The sequence below is a fragment of the Chachezhania sediminis genome, assembly GCF_009765275.1.
Classification (GTDB): Bacteria; Pseudomonadota; Alphaproteobacteria; order Rhodobacterales; family Rhodobacteraceae; genus Chachezhania; species Chachezhania sediminis.
On record NZ_VOPH01000010.1, the window covers coordinates 26,984 to 48,011 of the forward strand.

Genomic DNA, 21,028 nt, shown 5'->3' on the forward strand with positions numbered 1-21,028 from the left:
TCCTGTCAGACAAGCATGTAGATGTTGCGAAGCGTTTCGGCGATCTCCGCCGTGCCTTCCCAGCCGGCGGGAAACAGGACGCAGGTGCCGGCCGTGGCCTCGATCACCTCGTCCGTGCCGTCGCGGCGATAGATCACCCGGCCTTCCACGAAATGACAGAACTCGTCCCGCGGGACAGAGATGCGCCAGGTGCCCGGCGTGCAGACCCAGACCCCGGTTTCCGGCGAATTGCCCGGACCCTTGTGCAGAAGCCGCCCGGTGGAATGGGATTGCCCTTCGATCATGTCGGGCTGGGGGCCCCAGTCGACCAGGTCGTCATAGGTGGTGGCCCCGTGGATATGCGGTGCCGAGGAGGCAAGGTTCGTCATGCCCCTTTCTCCGCCAGGCCGACAAGGATCTTGGCGGCCTTTTCCTGCCCGTTCCGGGACTGCATGTGGGCCGACGTGGCCTTGAGCTTTGCCGCCATGTCGGCATCGGTCAGGCAGGCCTCGATCTTTTCGACCAGTTCATCGTCGGTCCAGTCGTAACGGTCCGACCGGAACCCATGGCCGGTTTCCTGCACCCGCATGGCGTTGTCGTGGCCGTCCCAGACATAGGACATGATGATCGCGGGCTTGCCGAAATACAGGCATTCCGTGAACGAGTTGTTGCCGCCATGGTGGATCACCGCATCGACCTGCGGAATGACCGACGGCTGGGGATACCAGCTTTGGATGATCACGTTGTCGGGGATGTCGTCATATTCGCCGATGTAGTCGCCGACATTGACCAGCGCGCGATACCGGGTCTTGCCCATCAGCGTGATCAGCCGCTTCAGCAGGTCCGTGTCCCCGGCGCCCAGCGACCCGAAGGAGATATAGATGAGCGGGCCGTCATTGTTGGCCTTGAAGGTCGGCACCTCGTAGGGTTCGTCCTGCCGCACGCAGCCTTCCAGGTACTGGAACTGCGCCGGGTCCAGCGTGACCGACCGGTCGTATCTTGCCTGTTCCGGATACAGCAGCAGGTTCATGTAGGGCGACGCCTCGAAGAACTGGCCCATCGGATAGGGATCTTCGCCGCATTCCGCCAGGAAGGCGTTGAAGTCGTCATGGGCAGGCTTCATCACCGCGTTGAACTTGGCGCGGAACGCCTCGTGCCCTGCCTTGTCGTTCACCGACATGCCCGACAGATGCGGCGGGATCGCGTCGTCCTCGATCTCGTTTTCCGAACAGGAAATGATGCGCACCCAGGGCACCCCGAACTGCTTGATCGCGGGGAACAGGATCACGTTGTCGACGGAGATCACGTCCGGTTTGACCTTGGCAAGGATGCCGGGCAGATCCTTCTGCGCCCATTTCGCGCTGTCGACGATGGCTTCCCAGCATTCGCGGACATAATTGTCCAGCTGGTCGATCGGCGCCTTGCGGAAATTCGGGATGTGACCGTTGATGAAGTCTTCCCAGAACTTCGCCATCTGCTCCGCGGGCATCGGTTCCGACAGGTTCACCGGATGCGCTTCGAACCCGTAGCCCTGGTAGACCTCGACGAAACCGGGATCCGACAGGAACACGGCCTTGTGGCCCATGCGTTCCACGGCCTGGGCAATGCCGACCGAATTCAGGGCCGGGCCAAAGGCCGCTTCGGGAAAGAAGGCAAAGGTCTTCTGTGTCATCTTGGTCTCTCCTGTTGCTGCCGCCATTGATGGCGGTCCTGTTGCGTCACGCCCTGAAGACGCGGGTGTCCTGTGCGGTCCAGCCGATAGTGACGTCGTCGCCTTCGACCAGCTGTGCGGTATCGACCTCCTGCGCGGTCATGCGGACCAGCAGCGGCTTCGCGGCCAGCGCGGTCTGGACATGGACCTGAAGGTCCAGACCCAGATAGGCGGTCGCGACCACCTGGCCTTTCACCATGTTTTCAAGGTTTGTCGTCCCGATCTTCATCCGCTCCGGCCGGATCGCGATGTCGACGGTATCGCCCGGCATCACGTCCGCAGGCACCGGTGCCGCGATCCGCGTGCCGTCTTCGGTCACCAGCTCGCCCGCCCGGACGCGGCCACTGAGGAAATTCATCTCGCCGATGAAGTCCGCGGCATAACGGCTGCCCGGGTGCTCATAGATCTCGTGCGGGGTGCCACATTGCAGCAGGCCGCCATCCTTCAGGATCGCGATCCGGTCGGCCATGACCAGCGCCTCCTCCTGGTCATGCGTGACCACAATGAAGGTGATGCCGAATTCGGACTGGATCCGCTTCAGCTCCATCTGCATCTCGCCCCGCAGCTTCTTGTCGAGAGCCCCCAGAGGTTCGTCCAGCAACAACAGCCGCGGTCGTTTTACCAAAGCCCGGCCCAAAGCCACCCGCTGCCGCTGCCCGCCTGACAACTGGTCGGGCTTGCGGCGGGACAGGTGCGACAGCTGCACGATCTCCAGCATCTCGTCCACGCGGCTTTTGACTTCTGCCCTGGAGAGCCGCTCCATCTCCAGCCCGTAGGCCAGGTTCTGGGAAACGGTCATGTGCGGGAACAGAGCGTAGGACTGAAACATCAGGTTCACCGGCCGCCGATTGGGCGGCAGGGGCACGATGTCCCGACCCTGCAACAGGATCTGCCCTTCGGTCGGCGTCTCGAACCCGGCCAGCATCCGCAGGACCGTGGTCTTGCCGCTGCCAGAAGCGCCGAGCAGGGCGAAGAATTCGTTCTGACGGATGTCCAGGTTCAGGTCCGACACGGCGCGGACCGATCCATAGGACTTGGCGATGCCCTTCAGCGACAGCAGCGTTTCGATCATTGGCCCGGCAGACCTCCGCGGTTCAGACGTTGCGACAGGGCCAGCGCCACGACCGAAAAGGCCATGATCAGCGTCGCCAACGCGTTGATTTCAGGCGTGACGCCGAAACGGATCATGGCAAAGATCTGCATCGGCAGGGTGATCGACGACCGCCCCGCCCCGGCGGTGAAGAACGCGATGATGAATTCGTCGACTGACAGGGTGAAGGCCAGCAGCCCACCCGCAACGATCGCCGGCAGCAGGACCGGGATCACGATCCGCCGCAGCGTGGTGACGGTGGAGGCGCCCAGGTCGGCCGAAGCTTCGACCACCGACCAGTCGAAGGTCTTCAGCCGCGCGCGGACCACTGAACAGACGAAGGCCAGGTTGAAGACGACGTGGCTCAGGATCACGGTGTGCAGGCCCATGGTCACGTTCAACAGCGAAAAGAAGCTGAGCAGCGCGATGGCCAGCACGATGTCGGGAATGATCATCGGCGCGAAGATGATGGTTTCCAGAAACCGGCCCTTACGCCGCCGGATTTCCACCCCGATGGCCAGCAGCGTGCCGAACAGCGTGGCCAGGACGGTCGAGACGATGGCCACGATCAGCGTGTTCAAGGCGGCCGACATGATGTCGCCGTTGCGGAACAGCGCGCCATACCATTTCACCGAAAACCCGGTCCACGCAGTGGGCAGGCCGCCGTCGTTGAAGGACAGCGCGACCAGCACCGAAATCGGCACGTAGAGGAACGCGAAGACAGCCGCGAGGATCGCGAACATCAGCCGTGGATTGGCCTGGGACGCCATCAGTCATGCCTCCCCGAACCGGAGGCCTTTTCGCTGGCGAAGGTCTGAAGCGTCAGCAGACCCATCATGATCGCAATCAGCACCATCGACAGGGCGGCACCGAAGGGCCAGTCGTTCGCGGTCAGGAACTGGGCATAGACCAGGTTCCCGATCATCTGGAACTGCCCGCCCCCCAACAGCGCGGGCGTCACGAAGTTGCCGATGGACAGCACGAAGACGAAGACGAAACCGGTGGCGATCCCGTGGAAGGTCATCGGCACCGTCACCCGCCGGAATGTCGTCCAGCCGGAGGCGCCAAGGTCGCGCGAGGCCTCTCCGATCTCGACATTCAGGCGCGACAGCGGAGCATAGCAGGCCAGGATCACGAAGGGCAGGTAATTGTAGACCAGCCCCACCACCACGGCAGGTTCGGTATAGAGAAGCTTGGGCAATTCACCGTCGTAGCCGAACCAGCGGGCGATACCTGTCAGAAGGCCTTCGCGGTTCAGAAGCACGATCCAGGCATAGGTCCGGACCAGGTAGTTCGACCAGAACGGCAGGACGGCAAAGAACAGAAGCGCCGGTTGCCGGCGGGCCGGTGCAGCGGCAATGGCAAAGGCGGCGGCATAGCCCAGCACCACCGCGATCAGCGCCGCCAGCCCGGCGATCCAGGCCGATTTCAGGAAGATCCCGGCATAGAGCGGGTCGAAGACCAGCCCCAGGTTTTCCAGCGTGAAGGTGTATTCGATCCCGCCGTAGATCCCGCGGCGAAAGAAGGCCAGCGCCAGGATCAGAAGGCATGGGACGACCATGAACGCCGTCAGCCACGCCAGGGCCGGCGCCATCAGCAGGGCGGGACTGCGGTCTTTCATGGATCGGTCCGGGTCATGGCAGACGGATCCCGCGGACGACCCGCGGGGCCCTGTAACGCCTTAGTTCGCCTTGATTTCCGACACGGTCCGGGCATAGAGCCGCTGCCCCTCGCCCACGTCGCGCAGCTGTTCGAATTCCAGCATCTCTGCGGGCGTCATGGCCATGTTCGGGAAGGTCTCGATCATCTCGGCGGACAGGCCCTCCATCGCGGGCTTGTTCGGCACCTTGTAGAGGATGTTTTCAGCCGCCCAGCCGTGGTTCTTCGCGTCCAGTATGAAGTTCACGAAGTCATAGGCCGCGTCCTTGTTTTCGGACCCCTTCAGGATGACCATCGTGTCGACCCACAGGTCGGACCCTTCTTCCGGGATCACGTACTTGATGTCCGCGTTTTCGGCGATGCCGTAGTTGCACCAGCCGTCCCAGGCATGGACCAACTCCGCCTCGCCCGACACCAGTTTCGAATAAAAGGTCGTGTCGTCATAGGCCAGCAGCGTGCCCTTGGCGTCGATCAGCAGGTCGCGCACCTCGGCCACTTTTTCGGGATCGACCTCGTTCACGGAATAGCCCTTGGCCAGGAACCCCGCGCCCAGCAGCCAGCGGTCGGTGGCCAGCATCGTGGTCTTGCCGCTGACGCCTTCCGCCGGTTGCAGCAGGTCCATCCAGCTGTCGGGTTCTTCCGCCAGCAGGTCCGACCGATAGCACAAACCCGTCGTGCCCCAGGCATAGGGGATAGAGAAGGTGTTACCCGGATCGTGCGACAGTTGGTTCGCTTCGGGGTAGAGGTTGGCAATGTTCGGCAGCTTGGAATGGTCCAGCGTTTCGGCAAGCCCGAGATTGTTCAACACCTCGGCGAAGGGGGACGAGACGAAAACCACGTCATAGCCCTTGCCCTTGGACGCGATCAGCTTGCCCATGATCTCTTCGTTGGTGGCGTGCAGGACCAATTCGGCCTCGTTGCCGGTTTCCGCATTGAAGGTGTCGATGGCGTCACCGGCCATGTAGCCGTCCCAGTTCGACACGACCAGGCCTTCGGCCCCGGCCACGCCGACTGACGCCAAGAGCGCCAGCGCAGACAGGCCCGTGGTGGAGAAAGGTTTCATTCCCATCAGAGTGTTCCCTGTGTTGTGGCCCCCGGCTTCGACGCCAGGAAATATAGATGGCAGCTATTGCTTGCTGCCTGCCCACACTGTATTTTTGCAAATAAAAGAACGTCAATTTGTATTTTCTGTTCTGGTGCAATTGACGATGCCCCGGGCGATCGGCCGGGCAGATCGGGGGAAAACTTGGCCGGAACACGGCGCGCGTCCTATCAAAGCCACCTGAACCTGGCCAAGCAGGTCGTCGGCGTCGTCTTCGAACGCGGCCTGAAGACGGGCGACCACCTGCCGGAAAAATTGTTCTCCGACGCCTGTCAGGTCTCTCGCACGCCGATGCGATCTGCCTTCAAGATACTGGAATCCCAAGGAATACTGGAATGGCAGCAGGAGCGCGGCTACTTCCTGGCAGTCGATTCCCCCGATGACATCGACGCGGCCCTGTCGGACCTTGAAGGGGTCGAAGGGTCGCTGCCCGACCGGATCCTGGCCGACCGTGCCGACCGGAGGCTGGGAGAGATCCAGTCCGTCAGCGCATTGTCCCGTCGCTATGACGCGTCGCGCAGTACGGTACTTTTTGCATTAACAGTACTGGCGCGCGAAGGGCTGGTGACCCAGTTGCCCGGCCGCGCCTGGGCGTTCCAGCCGATGATCGACTCGGCCAGGGCCGTTACCGAGAGCTTCGAGATGCGGCTGGTGATGGAGCCTCTGGCACTCACCTCTCCCGGTTTCGCACTGGACGGCAAGAAAGCCACCCAGATCCGGGCGCAGATGGAAGATTTCCTGCGCCTGGACGACAGCGCCGCCACCGGCGCGAGGTTCCGCCGGACGGATATCGACTTTCACGTATTGATCGCCGAAAGCTCGTCCAACCGCTTTGCCCGCAGCGCGCTTTTGGCGCATCACCGGTTACGGCTGGCATCGCGCAAGGACGGAACCATCCCGGCCTACCGGATGCGCAAGTCGATGGAAGAACATCTGGAGATCCTCGACAGCGTCGACCGCAGACAATACGACCTTGCGGCGGACCTGATGGTCGTCCACCTGCGCCGCTCGGCCGTGCGCCGCCCCGAAGCCGCCAATCGCGGCATCTCCCCGCTGCTGAGAGGCTGACGCTTGAACACCGCCCCGACCATCGCCCTGTTCCCCGAAGCCAGTTTCGGCGCCGCCCTGAACTGCGTAGGCATCGCGCAGGAACTGCGCCGGCAGGGCGCGCGTCCGGTCTTCATCTGCCATCCGGGTTTCGTGGGCGTCTTCGCCGAATACGGTTTCCTGGAATATCATCTGACCCCGGCCGATACTGGCGGCGCCCAGACGACAGAGGCACGCTGGACCGACTTCCTGAACACGCATCTGCCGAACTTCAACCTGTCGCCCCTCGACCAGCTGGAGACCTATGTGGCGCCTACGTGGGAGGCCATCGTCGACAGCGCCATCGGGGTCGAGGCCAGCCTGCGATCCGTCCTGGCCCAGATCCGCCCCGACGCGATCCTGCTGGACAACGTGATCATGTTCCCGGCAATCGCCGCCGCCGGTTGCCCCTGGGTGCGCGTCGTGTCCTGCGCGGAAACCGAAATCCCCGATCCTGCCGTGCCGCCCTACCTGTCGGGGCTGGATCCAGCGGATGCCGGGGCCTGCGCCGGTTTCGCCGCCGCCTACCGGACGTCGACGGCCAGGGCGCACCGACGCTACAACGCCTTCCGTCGCAAATGCGGGCTGCCGCCCCTGCCCGACGGTATCTTCCTGGAAAATTCGGACGATCTGAACCTGCTGCTGGCGCCGTCTGCCGTGCGTTACGACCGGCAGGACCCCCTGCCCGAAGACCGGTTCATCTACCTCGAAGGATGCGTTAGGAGCGAAAGCCCTTTCGAGATGCCGCGCTTCCCCGACGATACCGGCCCGCTGATCTACACCAGCTTCGGCTCGCTGGGCGCCTTGGACACTGGCCTGATCCGGCGCCTGATCGACGCCTTCGCGGATTTCCCCGCGCGCTTCGTCGTCAATGTGGGCAGCTTCCTGGACACCTATGACCGCGTGCCCGACAATGTCTGCCTGGGCGACTGGTTTCCCCAGCCCTCCGTCGTGGCCGAGGTCGACCTGTTCATCCACCATGGCGGCAACAACAGCTTTTGCGAGGCGCTGTTTCACGGTGTGCCGTCCATCGTGATGCCCTATTGCTGGGACGGGCACGACAATGCGCAACGCGCCGCTGCGCTGGACCTTGGCCTGTGGATCGACCGCAGTGACTGGACGCCGGAAATGCTCCACCGGTGCATCCGGACCGTCCTGCACGATCAAGCGATGAAGGACCGGCTGACCGCGATCTCGGCCGACATGAAGCGCCGACCGGGGACAGAGGTCGCGGCAGATGCCGTGATGGCCATGCTGCACCGGGCCCGTGCAGATCGCCGGGCAGCCCTGACCTCCAACGGGTAGGTCGGCCCGGTTCCGCAAGGAACAGGGCGGGCCCGTCAGCCCGCCCCCATCGTACTCGTCAGACGGTCGAGAACGTCTCGGCGAAGGTCAGGCGCAGGTCGCGCTTCAGGATCTTGCCGCTGGCATTCTTGGGCAGCTGCTCGGCGATGTGGACGTGCTTCGGCACCTTGAAATGTGCCAGTTCGTCCCGGCAATGGGCCACAAGGTCATCCACGGTCACCTTCGCCCCGGCCTTGGGCACGACAACGGCGGTCACCGCCTCGATCCAGCGCGGATGGGGGATGCCGAAGACTGCAACCTCCGCCACATCGGGATGGCGGAAGATCGTCTCCTCCACCTCGCGGCTGGCGACGTTTTCGCCGCCGGTCTTGATCATGTCCTTCTTGCGGTCGACGACATAGAGGTATCCTTCCTCGTCAAAGCGCCCCAGGTCGCCACTGTGGAACCAGCCGTTGCGGAAGGCATCGGCCGTCTTGTCGGCGTCGGCATAATATTCCGTGATCAGGTGGGGAGAGCGGTGCACGATCTCTCCCACTTCGCCGACCGGCAGCGGGTTGTCGTCGTCGTCCACCACCCGGGTTTCCACGTTCAGCGCCGGACGGCCGGCCGACCCCAGCTTGCGCATCTGGTCCTCGGGCTTCAGGACGGTCGCCATCGGCGCCATCTCTGTCTGGCCATAGAAGTTGTAAAGCCGCATGGCAGGCAGGCGGCGGGCCAGTTCCTCGATCACCGCGACCGGCATGATCGAAGCACCGTAATAGCCCACCTTCAGGCTGCTCAGGTCGCGCTTGTCGAAATCGGGATGGCGCAGCAGGCCGATCCAGACCGTAGGCGGGCAGAACAGCTTCGTCACGCCGTGGGCTTCGATCGCCGCCAGCATTTCGGCCGGGTCGGCCTTGTCGTGGAGGATAGAGGTCGCGCCCAGATAGAGGTCGGGCGACAGGAAACAGTCCAGCTGCGCGCAGTGGAACAGCGGCAGGCAGTGAAGGTCTACCGCATCCTCGCGCATGTCGCCATCGGCGATGCAGCTGGCATATTGCGCATAAAGCGCGCCCGAGGTCAGAAGCGCGCCCTTGGGCCGGGATTCCGTGCCGCTGGTGTACATCATCTGGATCGGGTCGTCGCCATGAACGTCGACCCAGACCTCGCCATCGTCTTCGTGGTCCAGCAAGGTGCTTTCCGGCTGCCAGCCGTCGGGCGCGGGCGTTCCGGAATGGGGGATGAAAAATCTGGGCAGGCTCACCCCGGCCTCGGCCATCGCCTGATCGGCGGTCCCGCACAGCGAATCCTGCGCGATCATCATCTTCGCGCCGGAATGGGTCAGGATATAGGCCACCTCGGCCGCGTTCAGCATGAAGTTGACCGGCGTCATCACGGCCCCGATCCGGGCCATCGCGAAGCGCAGGACGACGAAACTGCGGCTGTTGTGGGCGAACAGGGCGATCCGGTCGCCCTTGGCGACGCCCTGCGCCATCAGCCCGCGGGCCGCGCGGTTCACGGCACCGTCGAGGTCGGCGAAGGTGTCCGTCCGGTCCCGGAAGATCAGCGCGGTCCGGTCCGGGACCCGCGCCGCGGACCGGCGCAGCAGGTCTGCCAGCGACTGGGTTCGGGCGCGACGGATTAGGTCATTGGTCTGCATGTTCAACCTCTGGCAATGGGTCTTCGGCCCGGGCTTCCCCGGGCCGGCAAGGTCAGTTCACAAGGCTCGGCAGCCATAGGATCAGGTCCGGGAAGGCGCAGAGGATCGTCACGATCAACAGGTCCATGATCACGAACCAGAAGACACCGCGGAAGATGGCCGAGATCTTCACCAGGTCGCCCACCACGCTCTTGATGACGAAGACGTTCATGCCGATAGGCGGCGTGATCATCCCGATCTCCAGCAGCTTGGTCAGGACGACGCCGAACCACAGCAGGCTCCATCCCGACGCATCGACGACCGGCAGGATGATCGGCAGCGTCAGCAGCATCGCCCCGATGGGTTCCAGGAACATGCCCATCAGCAGGTAGACGACCACGATGCCGACCATCAGCAGGATCGGGTTCGTCGCAATCGACAGGATGCCTTCGGACAGGTAGTCCCCGGCCCCCGACAGCGCCAGGAAGCGTGTCAGCAGACTGGCGCCGATGGCGATCAGCAGCAGCGCCGCGGTGGTCATCAGCGTCTCGCGCGCGGCGGTCAGGAACCGGCCCAGCGTCATCTGGCCGCTGACGATCGCGACAAGGCAAGCCAGCGATGCGCCGACGGCCCCGGCTTCGGTCGGCGTGAAGACCCCCCCGAAGAGGCCGCCGAAGATCCCGACCATGATCAGCAGGATCGGCCAGGTTTCCCGCAGGGCGAGAAGCTTTTCCTTCAGCGTGACGCTTTCGTCCCGTTCGGGTGCCAGCGACGGGTTCAGGCCGACGCGGACCAGCACGACGATGATGTATCCCAGTGCGGTCAAAAGTCCGGCGATCACGCCGCCCAGAAACAGCTGCGAGATCGAGATCTGCGCGATCACGCCATAGAGGATCAGGATGATCGACGGCGGGATCATGGCGCCGATGGTGCCGGCCACGGCCACGGTGCTGGTCGCAAGTTCCGGGTGGTACTTGTGCTTCAGCATCTCGGGGATGGCGATCCGGCCCATGGCGGCGGAACAGGCGATGGACGATCCGGACACGGCAGCAAAGGCGGCCGACCCCATGATCGAGGCGATGGCCAGCCCCCCTGGAAAGCGTGACAACCACAATCGGGCCGCCTGGAACATGCCTTTTGTCAGCTGCGTGTGATAGCTGATGAAGCCCAGGAACAGGAACATCGGGATCGAGCTGAGGATCCAGCTGGAGGTGAACTTGTAAGGGATGATGCTCATCGCGCCCCAGGCGACGCGAGGGCCCATCAGCACGTAGAGCCCAGTGAAGGACACGCCGATCAGGGCGATGCCGATGGGCACGCGCATGGCGATCAGGGCGATCAGAACGCCCAGGCCGGTCAGGCCGATTCCGGCATCACTCATTGATGATCTCCACGTCGGAAGTGCCTTCGTCCAGACCGCTCTTCTGGCCGGTCAGGGTCACGATGAAGCGATAGGCAGCGACTGCTGCCATCAGGCCGGCGCCCAGGGGGATCAGCCAGTAGCTTTGCCAGATCTCGAACAGTTGCGAACCCTGTTCCATGGTGGCGCCGGAATTGGTCTTCTTCACCGCTTCGGTCCAGCCGCTGATCATCAGGATGACGGTCACGACAATGGTGACCAGCGTGGCGAACTGCGCGAAGGCCATCCGCGGCCGTTCCGGCAGCAAGTCGGTCAACGCGTCGACGGCGATATGGGACTGCCGTTCCTCGGCCACGCCGATGGCGATGAAGACGACGATGATCATGTAGTAGTTCGCGACAACCACAGTCGTACCGGGCAGCGGGGCGTTGAACAGATAGCGGCCCACGACGTCTGCCGTGACGTGCAGCATCATCAGCACGACACAGATCGCCCCCACAAGGGACGCCGACTTGACCAGGTATGACAGGGTCCTGCCGATCAGGAACATGGAATATCTCCGATTGTCGCGCGGACCGGGCGCCACCGCAAAGGGTGGCGCCCGGCCGGGGCGTCAGGGATGGGGACGGCTCACTTGCCGTAGGTCGAGACGTCGATCTTCGAGTAGATCTCGTTCCAGTAGATCTCGGCCAGGTCCTCGGCGCTGGAAACGTCCTTGGTCAGGCCGGTCCACTTGGTCATCAGCTCGGTCAGGGCGTCGGCTGCGGCCGAACCCGTCTCGATCCCGAAACGTTCCTTGTAGATCGCGGCGATGGCTTCCTTGTCCTTCTGGATGAACTCCTGGTTCATCTCGACCAGCTCGGGCGAGGCGGCGCCGTATTCGATGCCCTTCTCCGGTGCCCGTTCACGGCCGGCGCGGGCTTCCTGGATGTAGACCCAGGCGATGTCCGCGGCCAGCTTGGCGGACGCCTTCAGGACGCCTTCCTTGGATTCGTTCGACAGGTCGTTCCAGCTGTCCTTGTTCATCGTGTAGTTCACGGTGAACTGGGCGCCCGGCAGACCGACATAGACGTACTTGACCACGTCGATGAAGCCGAAGTTCACGAAGTCGGCCGTGTTCGAGGCGGTGCAGTCCACCACGCCCTGGTTCAGGCCTTCCAGCGTCTCGTTGATCGACATCGACACCGGCACGGCGCCCACGGTTTCCGCCCAACGCGCCCAATAGGCGCCGGCCGCACGGATCCGCTTGCCCTTCAGGTCGTCGACCGTCTTCAGCGGCACACCGCATTGCAGCACGTAGGACGTGGTCGAGCTGGCACCCAGATAGACCTGGTTCTGCGCCGAGATCTGCTTCAGGCAGTCCGGGCAGTCGTTGAAGACATAGTCCATCGTGGCGCCGGTGAAGGCCAGGCTGCTCATCTCGCCCGCATATTCCTTCAGTTCCACCAGTTCCGAGAATTCGGCAACCATGTTGAAGTTCGGGAACTCGGCCGGGAAATAGGCCATCAGGTTCGCCGTCATGTCGGCGAGACCGTCGCGCACGCCGGCATTCGCCTCGGAAAAGCTCAGAAGCGACAGCGGATAGACCTTCACGGTCACGTCGCCGCCGGTGTTCTTTTCGACTGCCGCGGCAAAGTCCTCGATCTTGCCGGTCGGCGCCGAGTTGGGCGGCCAGCCGCCGGCAAAGCTCAGCTGGTTCGCCTGCGCGCCGCCGGCCAGGGCCATCAGTGCCGCGCCCGCCAGCAGGGCCTTCATCTTGGTCTTCATGGTGTTTCTCCTCCGGTAAACCATGTCATCTACAGTCCCGCCTCGCGGGGTTCGGTCCAGGACCTTTCGTCCCGGACCGGCCCGCGGCAAGCGGGGTCATTCGGGAAAGACGGGGGGACGTTTCTCGATGAACGCCGCCAGCCCTTCGGCAAAGTCGGATGTCTCGCCGGCCTGCTTCTGAAGCTGCCGTTCGGTCTGCAGGGCCTGCTCGAAACCACTGTCGGCCGCGCTCCACGCCGCCTTGCGGATCAGCGCATAGCTGCGCCGCGGTCCGCGGGCAAGCGTGGCGGCGATCTCCATCGCCGTCTCCTCGACCGCGTCATCCTCGGCCAGGCGGGTGATCAGACCCCAGTCGTGGGCCGTTTCCGCAGGCAGCTTTTCGGCCAGCATCATCATCTCCATCGCCCGAACCCGGCCCACGGCACGGGTCAAAAGCCAAGTCGCACCGCCGTCGGGGATCAGACCGATGCGGGCAAAGGCTTCCAGGAAATAGGCCGACCGGCTTGCCACGATGATATCGCAGGCCAGCGCAATGGACGCGCCGACGCCCGCCACAGCCCCCTTCACGGCCGAAATGATCGGCACCGGCAGGTCGCGGATCGTAAGCATCAGCGGGTTGTATTCCGCTTCCAGCGTGCCGCCGACGTCGAAATCCGCCAAGTCGGCCGGGATCGCCGCCTTGAGGTTGGCGCCGGTCGAAAAGGCGCGGTCGGAACCGGCCAGGACAATCGCGCGGGCGCCGTCGGCCACGGCCTTGTCCAGCGCGGCATGCAGCGCCAGCGCCATCTGCGGTGTCAGCGCATTCATCGTGGCCGGGTCATGCAGGCGCAGGACGGTAACAGGGCCCCTGGGTTCGATCAGGATCTCGCCGCTCATGCCTGCTCCTCCGCGTCGGTCCAGCCGGGTTCCGTCCACCACGGGAAGAAGCCGGGCATGTCGGTGGAAACCTTGTCCGGGAAGGCCGGGGCGCGCTTTTCCATGAAGCTGGCGACACCTTCTGCAGCATCCGCGGCGGAACTGCGGGCGGCGATGGCGCGGCTGTCGATCCGGTGCGCCTGCATCGGGTGATCGGCCCCGGCCATGCGCCACATCATCTGCCGCGTCAGCGCGACCGACACGGGCGCGGTGTTCGCCGCGATCTCGGCCGCGATGGCGCGGGCCGCCGGCAACAGGTCGTCGGGCGCATGGACCGACCGCACCAGCCCGCCGGCCAGCGCCTCGTCAGCGCCGAAAACCCGGCCGGAATAGCACCATTCCAGCGCCTGCGACATGCCGACGAGCCGCGGAAGGAACCAGGACGACGCCGCTTCCGGCACGATGCCGCGCCGCGCGAAGACAAAGCCGAACCGCGCCTTTTCGGACGCAAGGCGGATGTCCATCGGCAGCTGCATCGTGGCACCGATGCCCACCGCCGGCCCGTTTACGGCCGCGATCAGGGGCTTCAGGCAGTTGAACAGACGCATCGCCAGGATGCCGCCCATGTCGCGATTTGCCGGATCGGCCCACAGGTCAGGGTCCGTCGAACGCGGATCGACCCGGGCCGAGGTAAAGGCGTTCGGGTCTTCCAGATCGACGCCCGCGCAGAAGCCCCGGCCGGCACCGGTCACGATGATCGCCCGCACCGCGTCGTCGGCATCGGCCAGATCCAGCGCCGCGATCATCTCCTCCATCATCAGCAGGGTAAAGCTGTTCAGGCGGTCGGGACGATTCAGCGTCAGGGTCATGACGCCATCATCGATGTCGGTCGTAATCGTCTGGAACGTCATGCGGAAAGGGCCTTTGGGTTCATGGCCACGGCATCTTCCAGACCTGCGATCTGGGCGCCGCGCCAAAAGTCTTCGATATGCATGCGGGCCCATTTCTCGGCCCTTTCGCAGTCGCGATCACGCATGGCGGCGATGATGTTCGAATGCGCCTCGATCTGGCGCTTGTAGAAGTGCGGCGCGTGCGGCGCGATCTGGGCGAACCCCCGGAACAGCAGCAACGCGATCGGTTCGCGGGCCAGTCCCAGCACGCGGTTGTTCCCCATCTCGGCGACGCGGGTATGAAACTGTTCGTCCAGCTCGATCGTGGCGGCCATCTGGCCTTCGACGCCGACCAGTTCCGCGTGAAGCGCCTGAAGGCTCTCGATCTCCTCGGCCGAGGCATGGTCCGCAGCCAGCCGTGCCGCCAGCGGTTCCGTGACCATGGTCACCTGCCACAGCTCGCGGAAGGTCACCTTCATCAGCGCCATGGCACGCCCCGAACGCGTGGCAAGCTGATCCGTCGGCGGAACGGTCACGACAAGCCGACGGGGCGACGGCCGGTGGACCAACCCGTCGCTTTCCAATTGCCTCAGACCCTCGCGCACTGTCGAGCGGGTGACGCCGAACATCGTGCCCAGCTCCGCCTCGCCCGGCAACTGGTCGCCCGGCTTCAGATCGCCCCGAAGGATGCGGGTCTCGATTTCCTCGGCGATCAATTGATAGGCAAAGCCGACATGGTCGGTCTTGGTTGTCAAGGCCATGATGCAGGGTCACGCTTCGCGACACGGACACATGGCGGCCGGCCTCCCCGGCACGGCAAGACAGCAGCACAATGGCCGTCTGGACATCTGGCTCCTCCCTCCATAGTCCGACATTAGCGCAAATTGGCCGAGAGTCCGGGGGGCTGTCAACCGTCCATTAACGATTTTCGGAAATCCGTTTCGCATTGCGAAAAACCGTATATTGTGCTGTAATAAATATCTATTTATCCTGCGAGACGCAGCGGAAAATGTCCGTTCAGTGGTCTAACAACGACGTGATCGACGTAAGGGAAATGCGCAGCTGAAACCTGTTCAGGGCCTTAGTGTCCGACACTAATCCGGGTTCCCCTCAGGGAAAGGGCCAAACCGGCCAGACGGTCAGGCCCACGTGGGTGTGCACCCGGGGAATCGCGGCGCTGCACGGATCGGCCCTGACGGGCTCCACCCGGTTCTTGCGGGTCTGACTTGTCGAATGTGTTGGCCTGTGAAAGGTACGAACCCATTAACCTGCGGAACGGCGATCCGCAGGCGTTTCCACTTCAACCAGTGAATGCACAAGCCCATGGCGATTGAACACCTGAAATCCGGCAAACCCGAAACGGAGCGCGCCGAAGACGACCAGAAGGTGCGCGCCATAGTCGAGGCGACGCTGAAGGATATCGAGACCCGCGGCGACGCGGCGATCCGCGAATTGTCGGCCAGGTACGACCGGTTCGAACCCGAGTGCTTTCGCCTGACGCCCTCGCAGATCGAGGCCGCGATGCAGAAGGTGTCCACCCGCGACATGGAGGACATCCGCTTCGCCCAGACCCAGATCCGCCGCTTCGCCGAAGCGCAGCGCGCGTCGATGACGGATGTGGAGGTCGAGACGCTGCCCGGCGTGATCCTGGGGCACAAGCATATCCCGGTCCAGTCGGTGGGCTGCTACGTACCCGCGGGCAAGTTTCCCTTGGTGGCTTCGGCCCATATGTCGGTCCTGACCGCTGCCGTGGCGGGCGTGCCGCGGATCGTGGCCTCTGCGCCGCCCCGGGACGGCGTGCCCCATCCGGCGATGGTCGCGGCAATGCATCTGGGCGGCGCGCATGAAATCTATGTGCTGGGCGGCATGCAGGCCGTGGGCGCAATGGCACTGGGCACGGAAACGATCCGGCCCGTCGACATGATCGTGGGCCCCGGCAGCGCCTTCGTGGCCGAGGCCAAGCGCCAACTTTTCGGCCGGGTGGGCATCGACCTCTTCGCCGGCCCGACCGAGACCATGGTGATCGCGGACGACACGGTGGATGCCGAGATGTGCGCGACCGACCTTCTGGGGCAGGCCGAACACGGCTTTGACTCGCCCGCCATCCTTGTCACCAATTCGCGGAAACTGGCGGAAGGTACGCTGGCCGAAATTGATCGCCTGCTGACGATCCTGCCCACCGCCGCCACGGCGTCGGCCAGTTGGCGGGACTATGGCGAGGTGATCCTGTGCGACACCCATGAAGAAATGCTGGCGGTGGCCGACGACATCGCGTCGGAACATGTCCAGGTCATGACCGACCGGGACGACTGGTTCCTGCAGAACATGCACAGCTATGGCGCGCTGTTCCTGGGGCCGCGGACCAATGTCGCCAATGGCGACAAGGTCATCGGCACCAACCACACGCTGCCCACCCGCCGCGCCGGGCGCTATACCGGCGGGCTGTGGGTCGGAAAGTTCCTGAAGACCCACACCTATCAACGGGTCGAGACGGACGAGGCCGCAGTGATGATCGGTGAATACGGATCGCGCCTTTGCATGCTGGAAGGCTTTGTCGGCCATGCCGAACAGTGCAATCTGCGCGTCCGCCGTTATGGCGGGCGGAACGTGCCCTTCGGCGAATCCGCAACCCGTCCCGAAGCGGCGGAATAGGCGCGATCAGGCGGACGGCACGTCCAAAGCCACCGCCTTCAGCCGTGCCACCACGGTCTCGCCGGGCCGGAAGCCCAATGTATCCCAGGATTTCCGCGAAATCCCCGCCAGAAGCGGCGCCCCAGCCCCGTCGGCCCCCAGCTGCAGCCGGACGGTGACCTGGTGGTTCTTCGTCGGCTCCGCCCCAAGGATCACCGCCGGCAGGGCGTTCAGGATCGTCGTGTCGGATGGCGGCTTGCGGCCCAGGCTGACATCGCTGGCCGGAACCCGCAGGCGCGTCCGCGTACCGGGCGCGCCCAATAGCCCCGGCACGATCACCACACCGCCCGGCACCTGCACATGGGTCAGGCCATATTCGGTATCGCTGCCGATCACCTCTCCGTCGATCACGGCCGCGGGGCGGGGCATCCCGATCAGCGGCAGGTCCGGGTCGGCCAGCATCCCGGCAATTGCTCCCTGCGCGCGGACGCGGCCGGCCTCCATCAGGATCAGCGTGTCGGCCAGGCGTTCGACCTCGGTCAGATCGTGGCTGACATAGATCACCGGGATCGACAGGCGGGCGTGCAACCGTTCAAGGTAGGGCAGGATCTCGTCCTTGCTGATCCGGTCCAGCGCCGACAGGGGTTCGTCCATCAGGAGCAGGCGCGGCTGCGACAGCAGCGCCCGGCCGATGGCGATGCGCTGACGTTCGCCCCCCGACAGCATCGCGACAGGGCGGTCGAACAGCCGTTCGATCCCCAGAAGCTCCACCACCTCGTCGAAGCCGATGTCCTGCCCGTCGGCCGGCGCGCTGCGCCGCCGGCCATAGTCCAGGTTGGCCCGGACCGAGAGATGGGCGAACAGGCTCGCCTCCTGGAAGACATAGCCCAAGGGCCGGCGGTGGGTCCGGCGGAAGTGGCGGCCGTCCTGCCAGGTCTCTCCGTTCACTGTCAGATGGCCGTGGGTCAGCCGGGTCAGCCCGGCCATGCAGCGCAACACGGACGTCTTGCCACAGCCGGACGGGCCGAAAAGGGCGGTCACCCCCTGCCCCGGCGCGGTGAAGGCCGCGTCCAGGCGAAAGCGGCCGAGGCGGCCGGCAAAACGCGCATCGATCATGCGCGGCGTCCCGTCAGGCGGCGTTCGATCACGGTCATGGACAGGATCACGGCGAAGGAAAAGACCAGCATGCCACCGGCCAGCAGATGCGCCTTGCCCCAGTCCAGCGTTTCCACGTAGTCGAAGATCTGGACCGATAGCACCTTGGTCCGCCCCGGGATGCCGCCGCCGATCATCAGCACCACGCCAAATTCGCCGACCGTATGCGCAAAGCCCAGGATCGCCCCGGTCAGCAGGCCGGGACTGGCCAGCGGCAGGGCCACGGTAAAGAAGGCGTTCAGCGGCGAGGCGCGCAGCGTCGCCGCGACCTCCATCGGTCTTGGCCCCATCGCCTCGAACGCATTGCGGATCGGGTTCACAACGAAGGGCAGCGAATAGACCACCGACCCCACGACCAGCCCCCAGAAGGTGAAGGACAGCGGCCGGCCCAGGATCGCGGCGAAGGGACCGTTGGGCCCCATCGCGATCAGCAGGTAGAAGCCCAGCACCGTCGGCGGCAGCACGATGGGCAACGACACGAGCGTCGACACGACATCCTTGCCGAAACTGCGCCCATGGGCCAGCCACCAGGCCAGCGGCGTGCCCAGCAGCAGCAGAAGCACCGTCGTCAGCCCCGCCAGGCGCAGCGTCAGAACGATCGTCTGGGTCATCGCCGCATCGAACATCGGACCTATTCGCCCACGCGGTAGCCGTAGCTTTCGATGATCGCCCGCGCCTCGGGTCCCTGCAGGAAGTCGATGAAGGCCGCGGCGGCCTCGTTCCCCTCGGCCATCTTCAGCAGGACGGCGTCCTGCCGGATCGGCTTGTACATGGCGGCCGGAACCAGCCAGTCCGACCCGCTGTCGTCCTTGATCACCTGCGACAGCGCCACGAAACCGACCTGCGCATTGCCAGTCGCCACGAACTGGTGAGTCTGGCTGATGCTCTTGCCCTCGACCAGCTTGGGCAGCAGCGCGTCATAAAGGTTCAGCGCCTGCAGCACCTCGACCGCCGCGGCGCCATAGGGGGCCGTGGCCGGGTTGGCGATGGCGACATGAGTCAGGGCGGGACTTTCCAGCACCTTCGCCGTTCCGTCGATGGCAGCGGGATCAGCGCTCCACAGCACCAGCTGGCCTTCGGCATAGGTGAAGCGTGAGCCCGGTACGGCAAAGCCATCGGTTTCCGCCAATTCCGGGCGGACCTGGTCGGCAGCCAGAAACACGTCGAAGGGAGCGGCCTGGGTGATCTGGGTGTAAAGCTGCCCGGTGGAGCCGAAGGTGAAGGTCACGGAGTGATCGGTCGCATTCTGGAACGCCGTTCCAATCTCCTGCGCAGCGGCGGTGAAATTGGCAGCGACGGCAACCGTCGTCTCGCCTGCCATGGCGTTGCTGCCAAAGGCGATGGTGGCCAGGATGACGGCGCTGCGGACGGTCGGGGCAAATCGGATCATGGTCGGTCCTTTGGGGTCTTGGGAAGGATGTCAGGGAAGGGCCACGATGACGTGGCCGGCCTTGAAGAAGGCCGTCGCGGTGTCGCCCGGTTTCAGGTCCAGCCGGTCGGCGCTGTCGATGGTGATGATCGCCGTCACCGTCTTGCCGCCGCCGATATCCAGCGTGACCTCGGAATTCACGGCGCCGTCGTGGCGGGCGGACACGGTGCCCACCAGAACGTTCCGGGCCGAAATCGGGGTCGTCAGCTCTCCCGGCGCCAGGGTTACGAAGGGGGCTTTGATCAGGGCATAGACCACGCTGCCCTCGGCAATCCCCATGGCGGAGGCGCTGCGTTCCGTGATCACCGCCGTCAGGGACTGATCGTCCGTCAGCTTCATGTCGATGACGGAATTCACGGCACCCTCGGTCACCTTGGTCACGGTACAGCGGAAGGCATTGCGGGTGCTGGTCTGCAAGGTGATGCTCCGGAACAGGTTGGTGGTGGCCAGGGGCGCGGTGCCCAGTTCGGATTCAAGCTGTGCGAATGCCTGGGTCAGCGCCTTTTCCATGCGGAAGAAGCTGTCGATCAGCGCCTGCCCGGCCGGTGTCACCGTCGCACCCCCACCGGACTTGCCGCCCTTGCCGGCCTCGACCACAGGCTGGGCGAAGAGGTTGTTCAGGGTCCCCACCGCATCCCAGGCCGCCTTGTAGGACAGGCCCACGGCGCGCGCGGCGGCAGCGATGGAGCCGTGTTCGTCCACCGCTTGCAGCAGCCGGATCCGGTCATGCCCGACGCGAGAGGCGCCGTCGCGGGCCAGGGACAGGGCTGCTTTCAGATGGCCGTCGGTCATCGGATCCTCAGGGGTTGAATCGATATGTACTTTGTCTACATATCGCCATCCACATACGGAAATCCAACGGAAAGTCGCGCCGGGCTTCGGGGTCGTTTCGAATATTGCGAATGATCCGCGCCGCCCCTACCCTTTCGACGACCGAACCGGGGACAAAGGCTGAATGACCGGACCACGCGAAATGCCCACCGCCCTGTCCGACCCGGCCGAGATCCGGAGCGCGCGGCAGTTGCGCGAAATCCTTGCCGCGCTGACGACCGATGGGCAGCCGACCCGGATGACCCTGACCGGGGCCGACGGCATGGACCACGACCTGACGCTGGAACCGGCGCTGGCGGATGCACTTCTGGACATGCTGCGCGTCGCCTCTGCCGGGCGGGGGTTTCACCTGATCCCGGTGGAACGCGACCTGACGACCCAGCAGGCCGCCGACCTTCTGGGCATGTCCAGGCCCCATGTCGTCAAGCTTCTGGAGGACGGGGAAATACCCTTCACCCTGACCGGCCGGCACCGCCGCATCCGGGCCGGGGACCTTTTCGCCTACAAGGCGAGGCGCGAGGCGCAAAGGCTGGGGCTGGAGACGGACGAGGACTGACGCC

At 64.6% G+C, this 21,028-nt stretch carries 21 protein-coding genes; 4 read left to right on the top strand and 17 right to left on the bottom strand.

All coding sequences use genetic code 11. The annotated features are described in order from the left end of the window. Window positions 1-5 precede the first annotated feature (5 nt). From FQK05_RS21220 to FQK05_RS21245, 6 genes are read right to left on the bottom strand one after another with little or no spacing between them, the layout of a single operon-like run. On the bottom strand, window positions 6-368 hold the full coding sequence (locus tag FQK05_RS21220) for a cupin domain-containing protein (protein WP_158970688.1): 363 nt from the start codon (window positions 366-368) through the stop codon (window positions 6-8). Then, window positions 365-1,651, bottom strand: a complete 1,287-nt coding sequence (locus tag FQK05_RS21225; protein ID WP_158970690.1) for a nucleotide disphospho-sugar-binding domain-containing protein — start codon at window positions 1,649-1,651, stop codon at window positions 365-367. The genes FQK05_RS21220 and FQK05_RS21225 overlap by 4 nt, the downstream gene beginning before the upstream one ends. A 46-nt stretch (window positions 1,652-1,697) precedes the next feature. Then, entirely contained in the window at window positions 1,698-2,762 is a 1,065-nt protein-coding gene (locus tag FQK05_RS21230; protein WP_158970692.1) for an ABC transporter ATP-binding protein, read from the bottom strand. After that, entirely contained in the window at window positions 2,759-3,550 is a 792-nt protein-coding gene (locus FQK05_RS21235; protein ID WP_158970694.1) for an ABC transporter permease, read from the bottom strand. Before FQK05_RS21235 ends, FQK05_RS21230 begins: the two co-directional genes overlap by 4 nt. Continuing rightward, entirely contained in the window at window positions 3,550-4,401 is an 852-nt protein-coding gene (locus tag FQK05_RS21240; RefSeq protein WP_199252734.1) for an ABC transporter permease, read from the bottom strand. The genes FQK05_RS21235 and FQK05_RS21240 overlap by 1 nt, the downstream gene beginning before the upstream one ends. A gap of 60 nt (window positions 4,402-4,461) precedes the next feature. After that, entirely contained in the window at window positions 4,462-5,508 is a 1,047-nt protein-coding gene (locus tag FQK05_RS21245) for a polyamine ABC transporter substrate-binding protein (RefSeq protein ID WP_158970696.1), read from the bottom strand. A gap of 177 nt (window positions 5,509-5,685) precedes the next feature. Between FQK05_RS21245 and FQK05_RS21250 the strand changes: the two genes are divergently transcribed. After that, window positions 5,686-6,609: a GntR family transcriptional regulator gene (locus tag FQK05_RS21250; RefSeq protein ID WP_158970698.1), complete on the top strand. Its 924-nt coding sequence runs from the start codon at window positions 5,686-5,688 to the stop codon at window positions 6,607-6,609. 3 nt (window positions 6,610-6,612) lie between these two features. Next, on the top strand, window positions 6,613-7,932 hold the full coding sequence (locus FQK05_RS21255) for a glycosyltransferase (protein ID WP_158970700.1): 1,320 nt from the start codon (window positions 6,613-6,615) through the stop codon (window positions 7,930-7,932). Window positions 7,933-7,990: 58 nt separating this feature from the next. Here the strand turns inward: FQK05_RS21255 and FQK05_RS21260 are convergent, their stop codons facing one another. The 7 genes from FQK05_RS21260 to FQK05_RS21290 all read right to left on the bottom strand — a co-directional run bounded on the left by FQK05_RS21260 (window position 7,991) and on the right by FQK05_RS21290 (window position 15,183). Continuing rightward, complete coding sequence (locus FQK05_RS21260) at window positions 7,991-9,571, bottom strand: acyl-CoA synthetase (protein ID WP_158970702.1); 1,581 nt, start codon at window positions 9,569-9,571, stop codon at window positions 7,991-7,993. Window positions 9,572-9,623: 52 nt separating this feature from the next. Continuing rightward, window positions 9,624-10,931 carry a TRAP transporter large permease gene (locus FQK05_RS21265; protein ID WP_158970704.1) on the bottom strand — a complete coding sequence of 436 codons (1,308 nt, stop codon included), beginning with the start codon at window positions 10,929-10,931 and terminating at the stop codon, window positions 9,624-9,626. Further along, entirely contained in the window at window positions 10,924-11,460 is a 537-nt protein-coding gene (locus FQK05_RS21270) for a TRAP transporter small permease (protein ID WP_158970706.1), read from the bottom strand. The genes FQK05_RS21265 and FQK05_RS21270 overlap by 8 nt, the downstream gene beginning before the upstream one ends. Before the next feature lie 80 nt (window positions 11,461-11,540). Continuing rightward, window positions 11,541-12,677 (bottom strand): C4-dicarboxylate TRAP transporter substrate-binding protein, encoded by a 1,137-nt coding sequence (locus FQK05_RS21275; RefSeq protein WP_158970708.1) that lies wholly within the window; start codon window positions 12,675-12,677, stop codon window positions 11,541-11,543. Between the two features lie 96 nt (window positions 12,678-12,773). Further along, the gene (locus FQK05_RS21280; protein ID WP_158970710.1) at window positions 12,774-13,553 is read right to left on the bottom strand and encodes an enoyl-CoA hydratase-related protein; all 780 of its coding nucleotides are present in this window, start codon (window positions 13,551-13,553) and stop codon (window positions 12,774-12,776) included. Then, a complete protein-coding gene (locus tag FQK05_RS21285) occupies window positions 13,550-14,443 on the bottom strand; it encodes a crotonase/enoyl-CoA hydratase family protein (protein WP_158970712.1) in 894 nt (297 codons plus the stop codon). The genes FQK05_RS21280 and FQK05_RS21285 overlap by 4 nt, the downstream gene beginning before the upstream one ends. After that, window positions 14,440-15,183, bottom strand: coding sequence for a FadR/GntR family transcriptional regulator (locus FQK05_RS21290; RefSeq protein ID WP_158970714.1), 744 nt, complete (start codon window positions 15,181-15,183; stop codon window positions 14,440-14,442). The genes FQK05_RS21285 and FQK05_RS21290 overlap by 4 nt, the downstream gene beginning before the upstream one ends. A 562-nt stretch (window positions 15,184-15,745) precedes the next feature. On the opposite strand from FQK05_RS21290, the gene hisD reads away from it, so the two are divergent. After that, window positions 15,746-17,074, top strand: coding sequence for a histidinol dehydrogenase (gene hisD / locus FQK05_RS21295; RefSeq protein ID WP_158970716.1), 1,329 nt, complete (start codon window positions 15,746-15,748; stop codon window positions 17,072-17,074). Window positions 17,075-17,080: 6 nt separating this feature from the next. On the opposite strand, the gene modC is transcribed toward hisD, so the two are convergent. From modC to FQK05_RS21315, 4 genes are read right to left on the bottom strand one after another with little or no spacing between them, the layout of a single operon-like run. Further along, window positions 17,081-18,169, bottom strand: a complete 1,089-nt coding sequence (gene modC / locus FQK05_RS21300; RefSeq protein ID WP_158970718.1) for a molybdenum ABC transporter ATP-binding protein — start codon at window positions 18,167-18,169, stop codon at window positions 17,081-17,083. Further along, a complete protein-coding gene (modB, locus tag FQK05_RS21305) occupies window positions 18,166-18,819 on the bottom strand; it encodes a molybdate ABC transporter permease subunit (RefSeq protein ID WP_233270621.1) in 654 nt (217 codons plus the stop codon). The genes modC and modB overlap by 4 nt, the downstream gene beginning before the upstream one ends. 20 nt (window positions 18,820-18,839) lie before the next feature. Next, window positions 18,840-19,598 carry a molybdate ABC transporter substrate-binding protein gene (modA, locus tag FQK05_RS21310; protein ID WP_158970722.1) on the bottom strand — a complete coding sequence of 253 codons (759 nt, stop codon included), beginning with the start codon at window positions 19,596-19,598 and terminating at the stop codon, window positions 18,840-18,842. A gap of 30 nt (window positions 19,599-19,628) precedes the next feature. After that, a complete protein-coding gene (locus FQK05_RS21315; RefSeq protein WP_158970724.1) occupies window positions 19,629-20,429 on the bottom strand; it encodes a TOBE domain-containing protein in 801 nt (266 codons plus the stop codon). Between the two features lie 163 nt (window positions 20,430-20,592). On the opposite strand from FQK05_RS21315, the gene FQK05_RS21320 reads away from it, so the two are divergent. Then, a complete protein-coding gene (locus FQK05_RS21320; protein ID WP_158970726.1) occupies window positions 20,593-21,024 on the top strand; it encodes a helix-turn-helix domain-containing protein in 432 nt (143 codons plus the stop codon). The last annotated feature ends 4 nt before the right edge of the window (window positions 21,025-21,028 follow it).